The organism is Shewanella sp. Scap07 (assembly GCF_013394145.1).
GTDB classification, from domain to species: domain Bacteria; phylum Pseudomonadota; class Gammaproteobacteria; order Enterobacterales; family Shewanellaceae; genus Shewanella; species Shewanella waksmanii.
This window is the reverse complement of sequence record NZ_CP041329.1, coordinates 4,055,768-4,070,071: the sequence shown is the minus strand read 5'-3', so window position 1 is coordinate 4,070,071 and position 14,304 is coordinate 4,055,768. Positions and strand designations below refer to the sequence as shown.

The window sequence follows — 14,304 nt, the reverse complement described above, 5'->3', positions numbered from 1 at the left end:
TTTGCTGCGCGACATGCACTAAGAACAGAGTTTGGTGCTAACAGTGAGTTCACTGGTGACGGCATGACTCAGTGTCGACATAAAGGTAACTCCCATGGAGTAGTCGAAACACTAACACTAGAGAATAATCCACTTCCAATAGCGGAGATGAGTAACATTACTACCATTCAACTTTCACCTATTAAAGGATGATCAACTTGAATATTGTAATACATAGTCCTTTGGGATTGATCGACCAATATGACTTAAAAGATGATGAGCTGGTATTACTAACTGTTAACTATGAAATGTATCCAGGTGAGAACAATGTATTAATTAAAAAAGGTGATTATCTAGTACTGTCTAGCGATTTTTATTCAAAGCAGGATAACAGAAGAAGGTTCACCCAATCTGAATTTCCACTAATTGCATTACCTTGGATTATTGATCGAATTGAAAATGGCTTTTTAAAAAAACCATCAGAAGGTGGATTTTCAAATTTCGAGCGCAGTACAACAGCTGAGTTTGACGGGCAAACTATTGGTATCAATGCCATGGTCCATTGTTGCGCGGAGAATGTGCCGGGATTAAACATTTGGAATGGCAATCGTAAAAGCTACTTGGCTAACATGACTCCTCAAGAGTGGGATATTCCGCTTTATATGCTTAAAGATGGCTTGTTGGATGAGCTTAAAGCCATTGCCGATAAATATGCTTAATACCTAATTCTAGTCGATGGTCGTCATTTTTAGCGATTTTATCCAGAGATTAAGCTGAGCTGGCTTATCTCCTGTTGCACCACTCTGTAAACCAAGCGCCCGCGGGGTTAGCTAGAGGTGTTCTTTGTCAATGCAGGCACTATCACGCAGCAATTAACTAGGCTGAGCCATAAGTAGGGCTATTGTATACACAAGGGCGGCCAGAGTGGGCTGAGTAAGAAACAGATTGACGATTATGATTACCAACAGGGTACGACCCAATATGCCGAAGCGATAACCAAGAGTATGAAAGAAAGTGATACCGAGTCAGATGTTATCGCGGCGAAATCGATTCAGAAGGCCGCGAAAAAGAAAAAGAAAGTTCAGTATCTACATATTGAAACCCCAATAGTGAAAACCGATAACGGTTCAAGCGTTGGCGAAGTTAACATCTCCGAATTTAAAATTGATGCAACAAAATTAGCAGGTTAATGATGAAGCTAGAGAGAGCATATAAGCCCGAGTTTGACAAATATGTCCCGTTAGAGGAATGGCTAGAGACACCTCGTGAAGCTTTTGACGAAATAGTCGAAGATATCGCTATTCGGCGCGATAATCTATTGATGATAAGTGAGGATATGATAAAACTCGCTCGTTGGCTAACGTGGGAAACACAAACTGCCGACATCGAACAAGAGTCGGCAACTGGGCTTAAATATGCCTCAAAAATGTATGCGGCATTTTTTGAATGTGCCCGCGAGCCAAGGAAAACCTCAACGTTTAACATTTATGACTTACCGGAAGTGAGTTGGAATGGTTTGGGATTACTGGAATCTGGAAGGATTTATCCGGGGCAGTGGTTTGATGCTTATTTTCTTGCTGTGATAACTCGTGATACTGACAGTATGAACACGTTGGGGACTTTTCCGGTTGAGATTATGCGTCAAAGTGCCACTACTACTGATGAAGTGGTTTATTCGTTAGTTGAGGTGTTTCAGTCATATCATCACAGAGAGAAAGATTTCCCAGTTAAACTTAATCAGACAATGAAAGCACTATTAGCCGATGGTGATGATTGGTCACTTGATATTGGTATGGGCTACCTTGAAACCTTTGCTGCGTTAACTACCAATGCGGGGTTTGATTTTAATGAAGTGCTGGCTAAAAACCTGCAGTGCCAAGAGCAGTATTGGATGCGAGAAAAGGGTCAAGATATCGTCCCAGTGTGCTCATTCATACCGCTGCAACTGCTTGGCATGGCCAGCATGTGGCACGACCGTGGCAATGAGGTCAGCGTTGAAAGTGATTCGCTACCGCGTTTTTTAATCGATGGTCGCTATTTTTAACGATTTTAGCCAACTCGTTTTTAGGTTGGGTGATAGCACTTTGCGGTCACTATGACCCTATCGCACCAAGGGATTGTGGTGCGAGTTCTTTAACAATAGGGATATGAGTAGGAGATAAGCCGAGTTGGCTTATCTCCTGTTGCACCGTTTTGTAAACCAAGCGTCCGCGGGGTTAGCTAGAGGTGTTCTTTGTCAATACAGGCACTATCACGCAGCAATTAACTAGGCTGAGCCATTAGTAGGGCTACTGTGTACACAAGGGCGGCCTAAAGTGGGCTAGGTAAGAAACTGATTGGTGACCAAGATTACCAACAGGGCACGACATTAAATGAGTTTATTGGTGATGGTGTGACTCAATACCGTCATCAAGGTAACGGTCATGGGGTTGTGGAAACATTGATACTAGAGAATACTCCTCCATCGATTAGCTGAGATGTAAAATGTAATCAGACTGCCGATAAAGCTAATAAAAGGATAGTTAGATTGAATAAAACGATAATGGAACCGTTAGGGCTGATAGCGCATAACTGTTTGAAATCTGGTGAAGAAGTGCTGCTTGCTTTAGATTATGAAATGTTTCCTGATGACAAAATACTCATTATAAAGACAGGAGACTACCTAGTTATATCAACAGATTACTTTTCAAAGCTGAAAAAAAGGCGAAGGCTGACGCAATCTGAATACCCAATGATTGCTTTGCCATGGATTATTGATCGAATTGAAAATGGCTTCTTAAAGAAACCATCAGAAGGTGGCTTTTCCAATTTTGAACGCAGTACAACAGCTGAATTTGAAGAGCAAACTATTGGTATCAATGCCATGATACATTGCTGCGCAGAGAATGTGCCCGGATTAAATATTTGGAATGGTAATAGGAAAGACTACATAGGTGGAATTACACCTCAGCAGTGGGACATTCCGCTTTATATGCTAAAAGATGGTTTGTTAGATGAGCTTAAAGTCATTGCCAACAAATATGCTTAATACCAAATTCTAATCGATGGTCGTCATTTTTAACGATTTTATCCGGAGATAAGCTGAGTTGGCTTACCTCCTATCGCACCACTCTGTAAGCCAAGCGTCCGCAGGGTTAGCGGGGAGCTTTATCAATATACGCCCAATACGGTCAACAGGGTCAATCAGATAAGCTTGAGCTGTAAAGAAGGCCTAGGTGTTTATAGATAAGCATGAAGTCAGCGCTTCTAAAGATATAGGCTCTCAACTAACTTAAATGACAAGATATTAAACGTAGCTCAAGTTGATAGAATAATATTTAATGAACCTCCAGAAGTATTACTGGCTAAAGCCAAAGCTCAGCTAATCCATGAATCTGAACCGCCTGAAAAGGACTGCTTAGTAAATAAAGATAAGCGGTGCTCACCACAGTCAATTGGCGAGGTTCTGATGCTTCTAGAACAAGCCAAAGATAGAATTAAAATCAATAGTGGATATGTTCCCAAATGTAGCGATGAAGAGTTGAGAGACATGGCTTCATCATCTGAACCACCTTCTGATAGATTTGTTGTCCGATTTTCTACGGCTGCCAAAGACTAAGATATAGGGTATCGTGTTGAGCCAGAAAAGGTGGGGCACAAAAGAGATTCTGGTCGGTACCCATCTGTGGATGAGCGCTCTTGAACAAATAAAATATGCAGATAGTGATCCAAAAATAATTTCTGATGTATTTTGTACCAATTACAGCCTAGAAGAAGATTATGTTTCTTATATTGTAGAACGAGGTGGGGATCATGATAGAAATGGTTCGGATGTATTCATACCTATTTTTGATAATATGAATAAAAAGTTTAAAAGTGAGTTATCAGGTGAGTTAAGTTCAGAAGTTATAGATGAATTTATGACTCCTGAATACTCTTTAGTATTTAGAAAATGTTGGACATAATTTAACAAAGAGATCGAGCTTGATGGGTCGATTGGGACAAAGAATTTGATGTGAAGCAAGTTTAATATTTTATAATTTGGCAGAGTACTTTGCCTGACATAGGAGCTTGAGAATTATTTACAGGCATTGGTTTAACAGAAATAACATCTAATCCTGGTAAAGCTGGTACTTTGGAAACCTGAGGGATACAACACTCTCCTGAAACAGTTAAAGATCTCGTTGAACAAAGTGAAATAATCGAGAACCCTTTAAAAGATAACTAATGTAAGAAAAATAAATGAAAATGTTTTCTATTGTTAATAACGGTTTAGAGCAGGCTAAATATTCTAGGGTTACAACGATTTATAAAGGTAGCAACGCGAGGATCGAGATTTATAGAGATAGTGAGCATTTATTGATGTACCACAGTACAATAAAAGCAAACAGTATTACCGAAAACCAAATTGAACTTCCTGTACCCGCAACCCGTTGGATTTACGATACAATTGTCAATGGTTTTTGGCGAACGCCTTCAGAAGGCGGCTTAGCTAAAAATCAACATGCAGTATCAAAAATATTCGAAGGCGAAGAAATACTTATTAGTAGGAGCTCTAATGCTGGTGATTATGGAAAGTCTGGTTTTAATATTAGAAATAAGTCTAGAAAGTCTTACATAGCAAGCTTTATGCCACAATCCATTCAGATCAATGATGAAATACTAAAGGATAGCATTCTTGATATCATATCGGATGTATAAGTGGCTTGTATTAGAGAGTTATGTTTATAGCCAGGGCTTGTTTGCTGTAAAATTGAATTATAGTAGTGTATGGGTGGGAGAATGGACTTAGTTCTGCTGGAACAGAAAGCTAGAATTGCTAAAGATATAATCACTGGTAGTAAGTTTATAGATAAGAGTAACCTATCTATCGCTCCAATATTGGGCCAGTTAGACTTTATTATTAGTCACTCTGAGCAAGGGAGTGACCCGAGAGCAAAACTAAAGAATGGGCAAAAGTTCACATTCAGCATAATTGCTTCAAGAGAGTTTTGTAGTCCTGATGAGCAAAAGGTTAAGAGTTATTTAGATGAATTATCTCGTGAAATGTATCACGATGATTACTCTTGATGGTTGAACGTTATTATAGGTGCTTTGTCGTTGACTAATTTTAATATTGTAATACATAAACCATTAGGTTTGATTTTTCACGATGATTTAAAACGTGATGAAAAAGTGCTGATGACCTTAAATTATGAGATGTTTCCAGATAAAAAGAAGTTAATCATAAAAAAAGGTGATTATTTTGTCGTATCAACAGATTACTTTTCAAAGCTGAAAAAAAGGCGAAGGCTGACGCAATCTGAATACCCAATGATTGCTTTGCCATGGATTATTGATCGAATTGAAAATGGCTTCTTAAAGAAACCATCAGAAGGTGGCTTTTCAAACTTTGAGCGCAGTACAACAGCTGAATTTGAAGAGCAAACTATTGGTATCAATGCCATGATACATTGCTGCGCAGAGAATGTGCCCGGATTAAATATTTGGAATGGTAATAGGAAAGACTACATAGGTGGAATTACACCTCAGCAGTGGGACATTCCGCTTTATATGCTAAAAGATGGTTTGTTAGATGAGCTTAAAGTCATTGCCAACAAATATGCTTAATACCAAATTCTAATCGATGGTCGTCATTTTTAACGATTTTATCCGGAGATAAGCTGAGTTGGCTTATCTCCTGTTGCACCACTCTGTAAACCAAGCGCTGCGGGGTTAGCTAGAGGTGTTCTTTGTCAATACAGGCACTTTCACGCAGCAATTAACTAGGCTGAGCCATTAGTAGGGCTACTGTGTACACAAGGGTGGCCAGAGCGCTTTAGGTAAGAAGCAGATTGGTGATCAAGATTATCAACAGGGCACAACAAAGTACGCGGCTGCGATAACCAAGAGTATGAAAGATAATCGCGAGCCTAACGCAGCAACGGATAGAAAAGCTGCAGTAGCCATAAGGGAAGCGGCGCTTGATGATAATAAGATTCAGTACTTACATATTGAAACCCCCATCGTCAAAACCGATACGGGCTCAAGCGTTGGCGAAGTTAACATCTCCGAATTTGATATTGATGTAACAAAATTAGCAGGTTAATAATGAAAGTAGAAAGAGCATATAGACCTAAGTTCGAAAAAATATCATTGGAAAGGCGGTTAGATGCACCTCGTGAAGCTTTTGACGAAATAGTCGAAGATATCGCTATTCGGCGCGATAATTTATTAATGATTAGTGAGGATATGATAGAACTTGCTCGCTGGCTAACGTGGGAGACACAATCTGCCGTCATCGAACAAGAATCGGCAACTGGGCTGAAGTATGCCTCTAAAATGTATGCGGCATTTTTTGAGTGTGCCCGCGAGCCAGAGAAAACCTCAACGTTTAACATTTATGACTTACCGGAAGTGAGTTGGAATGGTTTGGGATTACTGGAATCTGGAAGGATTTATCCGGGGCAGTGGTTTGATGCTTATTTTCTTGCTGTGATAACTCGTGATACTGACAGTATGAACACGTTGGCGACTTTCCCAGTTGGGATTATGCGCCAAAGTGCCACTACTACTGATGAAGTGGTTTATTCGTTAGTTGAGGTGTTTCAGTCATATCATCACAGAGAGAAAGATTTCCCAGTTAAACTTAATCAGGCAATGAAAGCACTATTAGCCGATGGTGATGATTGGTCACTTGATATTGGTATGGGCTACCTTGAAACCTTTGCTGCGTTAACTACCAATGCGGGGTTTGATTTTAATGAAGTGCTGGCTAAGAACCTACAGTGCCAGGAACAATATCAGATTAGAGAATCTGGCCCAAACCATGCACCAGTAGATTCTTTTATCCCGTTACAACTGCTGGGCACGGCGTGCATGTGGCACGACTGTGGCAATGAGGTCAGCGTTGAAAGTGACTCGCTACCGCGTTTTTTAATCGATGGTCGCTATTTTTAACGATGTTAGCTAACGAGCTTTTAGAATAGCTTTAGGTTAGGTGATAGCACTTTGCGGTCACTATGGCCCTATCGCACCAAGGGATTGTGGTGTGAGTTCTTTAAAAATGGGGATATGAGTAGGAGATAAGCCGAGTTGGCTTATCTCCTGTCGCGCTGTTCTATAAGCCAAGCGTCCGCGGGGTTAGCTAGAGGTGTTCTTTGTCAATACAGGCACTATCACGCAGCAATTAACTAGGCTGAGTCATTAGTAGGGCTACGGTGTACACAAGGGCGGCCAGAGTGCTTTAGGTAAGAAGCGGATAGGTAAGTATGATTACCAACAGGGTACGACCCAGTATGCCGAAGCGATAACCAAGAGTATGAAAGGTAATCGGGAGCCTAAAGCTGCATCGGATAGAAAGGCCGCTAAGGCGATACAGAAAGCTGCCTGGCGAAAAAAACAGGTTCAGTATTTACACATAGAAACGTCTATCGCAAAAACTGATACTGGCTCAAGCGTTGGCGAAGTTAACATTTCCGAATTTGATATCGATGCAACAAAATTAGCAGGTTAATGATGAAGGTAGAGAGAGCATATAAGCCCGAGTTTGAAAAATATGTCCCGTTAGAGGAATGGTTAGAGACGCCTCGTGAAGCGCGTGAAGAAATGGCTGAATGTATCGTACTACGGCGCGATAATTTACTGTTGTTTAGCGAGGAAATGTTAGACCTCGCTCGCTGGCTAACGTGGGAGACACAAACAGCCGACATCGAGAAGGAGTCAGCAACTGGGCTTAAATATGCCTCAAAAATGTATGCGGCATTTTTTGAATGTGCCCGCGAGCCAAGGAAAACCTCAACGTTTAACATTTATGACTTACCGGAAGTGAGTTGGAATGGTTTGGGATTACTGGAATCTGGAAGGATTTATCCGGGGCAGTGGTTTGATGCTTATTTTCTTGCTGTGATAACTCGTGATACTGACAGTATGAACACGTTGGGGACTTTTCCGGTTGAGATTATGCGTCAAAGTGCCACTACTACTGATGAAGTGGTTTATTCGTTAGTTGAGGTGTTTCAGTCATATCATCACAGAGAGAAAGATTTCCCAGTTAAACTTAATCAGACAATGAAAGCACTATTAGCCGATGGTGATGATTGGTCACTTGATATTGGTATGGGCTACCTTGAAACCTTTGCTGCGTTAACTACCAATGCGGGGTTTGATTTTAATGAAGTGCTGGCTAAAAACCTGCAGTGCCAAGAGCAGTATTGGATGCGAGAAAAGGGTCAAGATATCGTCCCAGTGTGCTCATTCATACCGCTGCAACTGCTTGGCATGGCGTGCATGTGGCACGACTGTGGCAATGAGGTCAGCGTTGAAAGTGACTCGCTACCGCGTTTTCTAATCGATGGTCGCTATTTTAAGTAAGCCAAATCTATTGCCAGTAAAAAGAGTCGCGAAACAAAACGAGTAGGTCACTGAAAGCAGACTACACTATAGAGTCGATGCCGCACAGGAGTGCAGTAATTATTAAGGAGAGATACGCATGACAATTCAACTGACAGGCTCGGTCGGAATCGATGGACACAACCAAGCTGCTGACATTAAAACGATTCAATCGGCGTTAAATAAGCTTCTCAATTTGATCGCGCCAACGGCAAAACTTGCTGTCGATGGCAGCCTTGGTCGCATGCCCGCTAACTCAAAAACCGTAGCCGCCATTAATCAATTTCAACGTAAAGTGGTTGGTATGGTAAGGCCTGACGGAAAAATAGATGTCAATGGCCGCACTCATCGAACGCTTAACCAAAAATTACAATCTGCCTCAAACATCCCAAGTACGCCGGCTGTAGTTGTCGATGCTGCGGCTCTGATACAAGGCACGCCGTGGATGAAAACAGCGCTGGCCGAGCAAGGACAATCAGAAGTGGCGGGCAGTGTTGCCAACCCTCGAATACTTGAGTATTTCAAAGCCGCTAAGTTTTGGGGAACAGATGATTCCGGCGGCCAGAATGCTTGGTGTGGTTCGTTTGTTGCTTGGGTTATGCAGCAAAATGGCTATACGCCAGTGAGTCATGCCTTTAGAGCCAAAGCATGGATTGATTTCGGCCAAAAAATCACTGAGCCAGTTTATGGGGCGATTGGTATTAAATCACGCCAAGGTGGTGGTCATGTTGCCTTTGTTGTCGGCCAAAGCGCTGACGGTCAATCGCTTTATATGTTAGGGGGTAACCAGTCTAATAAGGTGCAAATTTCCAAGTATTCTCGCGCTGTGTGGACTGATTTTGTGTTGCCAATCAATGCCAGTGATGTTGGGGGAAGCCTACCCATCTACAATGCGGTGGCGAGTCAAGCCGGGAGTGAAGCATGAGGTTAGTATTATTGGTGATTAACCTTTGGGTGGTGGTGGCGTGTCAGGCCGCGAGTGACACGGCTGCTCCTCATGCAGCAGCCGATGCCGTTGTGTCGGCGCTGATTAATACCCCATACGCTGCAAAAGTGCATGATTTCAATGTGGTGAGTCGCGATTATCAGGACCCAAAAACCAAAGAGTGGTTGCGGCACCATAGGGTTTCTGCTGACGTGTTAAATACCTATCGTGGAGCTGAGTTCGAATTTATCGAGTTTGAAATGTATACCGAGATAGATGAGTCCCTTAGCTTAGATAAAGCAGCAGTCAATATTGTTTTGTGTGAGAGCGAGCAGGGACAGTTGTATTGGCCAGGTACGGGATCTATTTTTCCACCCACAGCAGAGATAGATGCGATGTTTGCCCACTCGGCAAGTCGAGTAAATATCTATCAAAGTTATTTTTCTTGGTGTCGTTAATATCGCATTTATACCCATTGGTATAAATGCGAATATATTACTATTTGTAAGGGTTAGTATAACTTTATATTTAAATCTCGATTAGTGTCGTAATAAAGCATGATTTTATTGTTTTTATTAGCGTGTAACGGCTGTTCTTGAACTAGGTCAATCTTTGGTTTGTGTATAGGTGGTTGTTATAAAACAACTTTGGTTTATTGTGGTGATGATTTTGTTCTTCTTTATTTATAAAGATTAAAAGTTGAAAAACACCGAGTGTAACGGTATTTTGTGCGCATAATTTAACGGACTAAATGAAGGTGTTATGGAATTAAGGTTATTTATTTCGGTGATGTGCTGTCTTTATTTGTCAGCCTGTGCTTCAACGGTGGAAAATAAGCCCGTTGAAGAGCCTAAAGTGACGATGTCGAGCCGCTGTTTGGATTATGCGGTGCAAAACGGTGAACAGATAGCAGGTTTTAAGTCGGTGTATTACGCCAAAAATAGTGATATCCCGCTGCAAAACCTCGACAGTAACATGTCATGCATTGTGAGTTATCTTGCCAACCATCCAGAAAAACGCATTAATGTGCAGGGTTTTACCGATGACACTGGTAGTCAGGCGTATAACCAAGCTTTAGCTCAACGTCGTGCTCAAGGGTTAGTTGAGCATCTTGTGCTGTTGGGAGCATCGCCAAGCCAACTACAGGCAAGCTTTCGCACTCTCGATGGCACTGAAACGCAGCAGGTGTTAACCAAAGAACAACGTGCTGAACATCGCCGCGTTGATTTTTACGTTATTGAAGGTTAGCCCGTAAGGTTACAGGCGACTCCCCCATATTAAAGCTAGGTTCACCACCTAGCTTTTTTTATGCTTGCTAGAATCTCCTTCGTTATAGCGCCGAATGGTTCGGCCTGCATCGTCTATAGTTGGTGTAATACCAATCAGTATAAACATTTAGTCACTCAGCGAGAGTTTAGCGATTTAGAGGCAAGGCAACGAGTGAAGAGCATAGTTATTCTACGGTTAAGCTCGTTAACACAGCATCAGAATCGCTAAAACTCGCCATTGTGGCGCGTTTTTGGCTGCCTACTTCTGCGTTGAATAATTTCACAAGGGAACAACCATTGTTTCAATCATTCGCCTTGAATTAGTTTGCCCAAAGCGCGCTGAGTAGATCAAATTCTTATACTGATTGGTATAAGTCAAAGTATCAATAATGGCGATAGCAAGTGAGGGAGGGGCAATGTCTATATCCTATCCAAGCATTACTATTAGTGTGGCCCGTCAGCAGGCTGGCGTATTGCGACTGCATTGCAAAGTAGCGGGGGAGGTCACGGATAACGACTGCGCGAATGTTGCCCCCATGTGCAACATATTAATGGCACAAAATGACTGCTTTGATGTGCTGTTGGATATGAGTCAGTTTCAACACTGTGATTTAAAACTGTTATATAAAAAGCTGAAGTTAGCGGTGCAATATCGACACCTTTTCAGGCATGTTGCTATATGGGGTACAGACACATGGCAGGTGAGCATTGCAGCATTAACGGCCAGATTACAACTAACCGACATGCATTTCTTTGAATATCGTGCTGAGGCTTTGTCATGGTTAGATGAGCAAGCCTAATACGCTAGTCAGTTGGTGCTATCAGCATGACTTGCCGTTGTGGAAATTGAGTTTGTAGATGGGGTTGAATTACCTCTGCATCACCACGTATCAAGATGATGGGTGACGCTTGCATCAGTGCGTTGGCGCTGTCGTTAAGCTGGGCCGAGTCTAACTGCTCAATTTGTTGTATATGCTGCTGTATTTGTGTTTGGGTTGCCCCCAGTGTTAGCTCATTAATGTAATAAGCTTGTGCACTGCGCGGGGTTTGGCCTTTGAGTTGATATTGGCTCAATAGATAGGTTTTCAATGCGCTGACCTCTGGCGCTTTTACTGCTTGTGACTGCGCTAAAGTGAGATGATCAATTATGCCTTTGATGAAAGTACTTGTGTGCTGAATCTTGGTGTTGCCATAAAACTTCAGTGTTGTCGCTTGCGGGTTATGATAACAACGGCCGTATACACCGTAAGTTAACCCGCGAGTTTCGCGTAAGTCATAATAAAGACGACCGCTAAAGCTGCGTCCTAGCCAGCTTGCCAGTTGCTGACATTGCTGCGCTACGACAAGGCCGGAAGGTAGCCGATACCCAACTCTAACCTGGGTTTGCACCGCACCAGGTGCATCGATTAAATAAATTTTGTCGTTGCTAGCGCTCATTGCTGTGTTGGTTAGCGCTTTTTTTGTAATAGGTGTACTGGTGCGAGGCAGTTTTGCAAGCAACGGCGTAAGATCAGTTGTTAACGCGTTATCAATTGGCTCAGAGAGCAATAAGTGCCATTGTGCGCCTTGCAATAGATTCGACTGGATCTGAGCTAATTGTGGCGTTGAGAGTTCATTTTGCCATTTGGGGTTGTTCAATGATTGTGTGTAGGGATGGTCCGCACCGAGTATAAGTTTGGCCCAAGTACGATCAATTTCTGCACCACTATAGGCGTTGATGTGTTTGCTTAATTTGAGTTGACGCTGCACCAACGCCATATCCAGCTGATCAAAACTACTGGGCTGCCATTGTTTAATAAGCAAGGCTATCGCTGTGTTTACTTCCTCAGCAGGGCAAGTCATCGCTAGGCTAATATGATGAATTCTAGCGCTGATTTGTAATGTTTCTATACAAGATAATGACAAACGCTTCGCCAGTGCAATGGCATTAAGTTGCAGCGCGGTTTGCAGCACGTCGATATCATGTAGTGGTCGATTCGGGTTGAGCAACACAAGATTAATATCTATCAGTGTTGATTGCCGCTTAGGCAGTTGGTGTAAGGAGACCTGCTTTACCTGCCCACTTGGTATGATGGCACTGAGGTTATTGCTCAGGTGGGTGGGGACACTTAAGGTGGGGGCGCCGTTAAGCGGTGCAAATTCAGCCACTGTAGGGGGCTGATGCTCGGTGAACTCAATGTTGGTTTGTTGGCAACCTAGGCTAAACGCCAGCAGTAGCGCAATGAGCATTCGATTGGTGATTGTCATAGTGCCCATTCCTCAATGCTTTCTGCTAGCGAACTTGGCAGCCACTCCATGAGCGTTTTGCCCCAGCGTATATACCAAGGTGGTAAAAGCTTCAATGTAACAGTGCCTTGTTGAAAATATTGCTGCGCCGCAGCTTGTAATTGTTCAGGCGTGACCGCATAAATACGCTCCCATGGGCCCGTTAACGGCGTTAGCTTATCTAGCGCTGCGGTGGCTGATAGCTGCTTTGCGAGCGTTGCAGGATCATCAAGTTTTTGCAGCGCATTAATCAACCAGTTTTGTTTCAATTGCCGCAATGCAGCGGCATCAACGCCATTGGCGGCCACATCTGCGATCAATCGATCAACGTTGTCAGCGAGTAAGTCTAGTGACACCGCAGCCCTTGGGACTAGGACTAAATTACTCACGCCCATATATTGCATCGACAATGGAATTGAATAACTCAATAAAAACTCATTTTGGCTTAAACCGCGCTGACGGACTAAGCTACTGCGATTTTGTAGTAAATAATTTTCAAGCAGCGTGATTGCAGCTGCATCTTGATGCTGTTGGCCAACGGTGTGCCAAGCGAGCAGGAGCGCTGGCCATGGGCCTCTTGAGTCTATGATCTCTCCTGACACTGATTTGGCTTCAAAAGTGTAGTGGGTATCGCGTTTGGGCAGCGGCTTTTCAGGTTGTTGCCAGTGAGCAAAAGCGCCATTGACCCAATCTAGTGTTTGCGCGGGTAGTGAGCCTACTAGACTCAATTGCATATTATCGGGACGGTAATAACGTTGGTGAAATTCCAGTAGTGACTGTGGCGTGGCCGCTTGTATATCTTCAGCGCTGCCAATCACGGCATGACCATAGGGGGAGCCTTTGGCCTGTGCGAGCAAAAATTCCATGGCTTGTCGCACGTAGGGCTGATTGTCGATAGTAGTCGCCATCTCTTCTAAGACGGTGTGCTGCTGATTAGTCACTGTTGCATCTGATAACTGCGGAGCCATAAATCTATCGGCTTCTAACCATAAGGCGAGCTTTAAGGCGTAACTTGGTACCGTGGCATAATAGTTAGTGAATTCAAAAAAAGTACTGGCATTAAAGCGGCCGCTGAACTGACTCATTGTTTGCGCGTAGCTATCACCCGGGGCATTTTCACTGCCCTTAAACAACATATGCTCAAATAAGTGGGCATAGCCTGTTTGTCCTGGGTTTTCATCCCGTGAACCAACTGCAAACTCGCTAGCAATGGTCACGCTACTGGCAGAATTTTGCGGCAGCAATCGCAGTTGTAAGCCATTTTCAAGCTGCAGATATTCAATTTGCTGCTCCACCTCATACAGTGGCTTGGCCATCGTCATTAGGCTCGTTTCTGCCGCTAAGGCAGCGGAGAACCATCCCGGTGTTGTTGTGCCAATCAGCAGTAAGATAAGTACAATTGATTGCCGCAGCGTTGGCCATAAGCATTTGATTGGCATAGACGTGGAGTACTCATTCCATTTGAGAAGGCTAAGACTTTAATATAAAGGCTTATTTAGCCAAAGCAACTGTAAGTTG

Annotated in this window: 18 protein-coding genes; 16 read left to right on the top strand and 2 right to left on the bottom strand. The window is 43.0% G+C overall.

Features of this window, described 5'->3' with window-relative positions; translation table 11 throughout:
• The first annotated feature begins 197 nt into the window (after nucleotides 1-197).
• From FLM48_RS17860 to FLM48_RS17785, 16 genes are all read left to right on the top strand, one after another.
• Nucleotides 198-698, top strand: coding sequence for a hypothetical protein (locus FLM48_RS17860; protein ID WP_256870970.1), 501 nt, complete (start codon nucleotides 198-200; stop codon nucleotides 696-698).
• Nucleotides 699-983: 285 nt separating this feature from the next.
• The gene (locus FLM48_RS17855; protein WP_179025585.1) at nucleotides 984-1,169 is read left to right on the top strand and encodes a hypothetical protein; all 186 of its coding nucleotides are present in this window, start codon (nucleotides 984-986) and stop codon (nucleotides 1,167-1,169) included.
• Nucleotides 1,169-2,023, top strand: a complete 855-nt coding sequence (locus tag FLM48_RS17850; RefSeq protein ID WP_179025584.1) for an immunity 49 family protein — start codon at nucleotides 1,169-1,171, stop codon at nucleotides 2,021-2,023. Before FLM48_RS17855 ends, FLM48_RS17850 begins: the two co-directional genes overlap by 1 nt.
• 483 nt (nucleotides 2,024-2,506) lie before the next feature.
• Nucleotides 2,507-3,007: a hypothetical protein gene (locus FLM48_RS17845; protein WP_179025583.1), complete on the top strand. Its 501-nt coding sequence runs from the start codon at nucleotides 2,507-2,509 to the stop codon at nucleotides 3,005-3,007.
• Between the two features lie 640 nt (nucleotides 3,008-3,647).
• Nucleotides 3,648-3,923 carry a hypothetical protein gene (locus FLM48_RS17840; protein ID WP_218645308.1) on the top strand — a complete coding sequence of 92 codons (276 nt, stop codon included), beginning with the start codon at nucleotides 3,648-3,650 and terminating at the stop codon, nucleotides 3,921-3,923.
• A 277-nt stretch (nucleotides 3,924-4,200) separates the two neighbouring features.
• Complete coding sequence (locus FLM48_RS17835; protein ID WP_179025581.1) at nucleotides 4,201-4,659, top strand: hypothetical protein; 459 nt, start codon at nucleotides 4,201-4,203, stop codon at nucleotides 4,657-4,659.
• An 81-nt stretch (nucleotides 4,660-4,740) separates the two neighbouring features.
• Nucleotides 4,741-5,028, top strand: coding sequence for a hypothetical protein (locus FLM48_RS17830; RefSeq protein WP_179025580.1), 288 nt, complete (start codon nucleotides 4,741-4,743; stop codon nucleotides 5,026-5,028).
• Nucleotides 5,029-5,058: 30 nt separating this feature from the next.
• Nucleotides 5,059-5,568, top strand: coding sequence for a hypothetical protein (locus tag FLM48_RS17825; protein WP_256870969.1), 510 nt, complete (start codon nucleotides 5,059-5,061; stop codon nucleotides 5,566-5,568).
• A gap of 283 nt (nucleotides 5,569-5,851) precedes the next feature.
• Nucleotides 5,852-6,046, top strand: coding sequence for a hypothetical protein (locus FLM48_RS17820; protein WP_179025579.1), 195 nt, complete (start codon nucleotides 5,852-5,854; stop codon nucleotides 6,044-6,046).
• A gap of 2 nt (nucleotides 6,047-6,048) precedes the next feature.
• Nucleotides 6,049-6,897 (top strand): immunity 49 family protein, encoded by an 849-nt coding sequence (locus FLM48_RS17815; protein ID WP_179025578.1) that lies wholly within the window; start codon nucleotides 6,049-6,051, stop codon nucleotides 6,895-6,897.
• Nucleotides 6,898-7,258: 361 nt separating this feature from the next.
• On the top strand, nucleotides 7,259-7,453 hold the full coding sequence (locus FLM48_RS17810) for a hypothetical protein (RefSeq protein WP_179025577.1): 195 nt from the start codon (nucleotides 7,259-7,261) through the stop codon (nucleotides 7,451-7,453).
• Nucleotides 7,453-8,310, top strand: coding sequence for an immunity 49 family protein (locus FLM48_RS17805; RefSeq protein WP_179025576.1), 858 nt, complete (start codon nucleotides 7,453-7,455; stop codon nucleotides 8,308-8,310). The genes FLM48_RS17810 and FLM48_RS17805 overlap by 1 nt, the downstream gene beginning before the upstream one ends.
• A 118-nt stretch (nucleotides 8,311-8,428) precedes the next feature.
• Nucleotides 8,429-9,253 (top strand): TIGR02594 family protein, encoded by an 825-nt coding sequence (locus FLM48_RS17800; RefSeq protein ID WP_179025575.1) that lies wholly within the window; start codon nucleotides 8,429-8,431, stop codon nucleotides 9,251-9,253.
• Nucleotides 9,250-9,711 (top strand): hypothetical protein, encoded by a 462-nt coding sequence (locus FLM48_RS17795; RefSeq protein ID WP_179025574.1) that lies wholly within the window; start codon nucleotides 9,250-9,252, stop codon nucleotides 9,709-9,711. The genes FLM48_RS17800 and FLM48_RS17795 overlap by 4 nt, the downstream gene beginning before the upstream one ends.
• Nucleotides 9,712-10,015: 304 nt before the next feature.
• On the top strand, nucleotides 10,016-10,501 hold the full coding sequence (locus FLM48_RS17790) for an OmpA family protein (RefSeq protein WP_179025573.1): 486 nt from the start codon (nucleotides 10,016-10,018) through the stop codon (nucleotides 10,499-10,501).
• A 436-nt stretch (nucleotides 10,502-10,937) separates the two neighbouring features.
• Nucleotides 10,938-11,321, top strand: coding sequence for an STAS/SEC14 domain-containing protein (locus FLM48_RS17785; protein ID WP_028771620.1), 384 nt, complete (start codon nucleotides 10,938-10,940; stop codon nucleotides 11,319-11,321).
• Nucleotides 11,322-11,325: 4 nt separating this feature from the next.
• Here FLM48_RS17785 and FLM48_RS17780 read toward each other — a convergent pair whose 3' ends face one another.
• Nucleotides 11,326-12,768 carry an insulinase family protein gene (locus FLM48_RS17780; protein WP_179025572.1) on the bottom strand — a complete coding sequence of 481 codons (1,443 nt, stop codon included), beginning with the start codon at nucleotides 12,766-12,768 and terminating at the stop codon, nucleotides 11,326-11,328.
• Nucleotides 12,765-14,198, bottom strand: coding sequence for a M16 family metallopeptidase (locus FLM48_RS17775; RefSeq protein WP_372847486.1), 1,434 nt, complete (start codon nucleotides 14,196-14,198; stop codon nucleotides 12,765-12,767). Before FLM48_RS17775 ends, FLM48_RS17780 begins: the two co-directional genes overlap by 4 nt.
• Between the last annotated feature and the right edge of the window lie 106 nt (nucleotides 14,199-14,304).

Excerpts from the sequence above, each read along its gene's own strand:
- FLM48_RS17855 (WP_179025585.1), top strand. The coding sequence starts at position 984 with ATGAAAGAAAGTGATACCGAGTCAGATGTTATCGCGGCGAAATCGATT.
- FLM48_RS17850 (WP_179025584.1), top strand. The coding sequence starts at position 1,169 with ATGATGAAGCTAGAGAGAGCATATAAGCCCGAGTTTGACAAATATGTC.
- FLM48_RS17840 (WP_218645308.1), top strand. The coding sequence starts at position 3,648 with ATGAGCGCTCTTGAACAAATAAAATATGCAGATAGTGATCCAAAAATA.
- FLM48_RS17835 (WP_179025581.1), top strand. The coding sequence starts at position 4,201 with ATGAAAATGTTTTCTATTGTTAATAACGGTTTAGAGCAGGCTAAATAT.
- FLM48_RS17830 (WP_179025580.1), top strand. The coding sequence starts at position 4,741 with ATGGACTTAGTTCTGCTGGAACAGAAAGCTAGAATTGCTAAAGATATA.
- FLM48_RS17820 (WP_179025579.1), top strand. The coding sequence starts at position 5,852 with ATGAAAGATAATCGCGAGCCTAACGCAGCAACGGATAGAAAAGCTGCA.
- FLM48_RS17815 (WP_179025578.1), top strand. The coding sequence starts at position 6,049 with ATGAAAGTAGAAAGAGCATATAGACCTAAGTTCGAAAAAATATCATTG.
- FLM48_RS17810 (WP_179025577.1), top strand. The coding sequence starts at position 7,259 with ATGAAAGGTAATCGGGAGCCTAAAGCTGCATCGGATAGAAAGGCCGCT.
- FLM48_RS17805 (WP_179025576.1), top strand. The coding sequence starts at position 7,453 with ATGATGAAGGTAGAGAGAGCATATAAGCCCGAGTTTGAAAAATATGTC.
- FLM48_RS17800 (WP_179025575.1), top strand. The coding sequence starts at position 8,429 with ATGACAATTCAACTGACAGGCTCGGTCGGAATCGATGGACACAACCAA.
- FLM48_RS17795 (WP_179025574.1), top strand. The coding sequence starts at position 9,250 with ATGAGGTTAGTATTATTGGTGATTAACCTTTGGGTGGTGGTGGCGTGT.
- FLM48_RS17790 (WP_179025573.1), top strand. The coding sequence starts at position 10,016 with ATGGAATTAAGGTTATTTATTTCGGTGATGTGCTGTCTTTATTTGTCA.
- FLM48_RS17785 (WP_028771620.1), top strand. The coding sequence starts at position 10,938 with ATGTCTATATCCTATCCAAGCATTACTATTAGTGTGGCCCGTCAGCAG.
- FLM48_RS17780 (WP_179025572.1), bottom strand. The coding sequence starts at position 12,768 with ATGACAATCACCAATCGAATGCTCATTGCGCTACTGCTGGCGTTTAGC.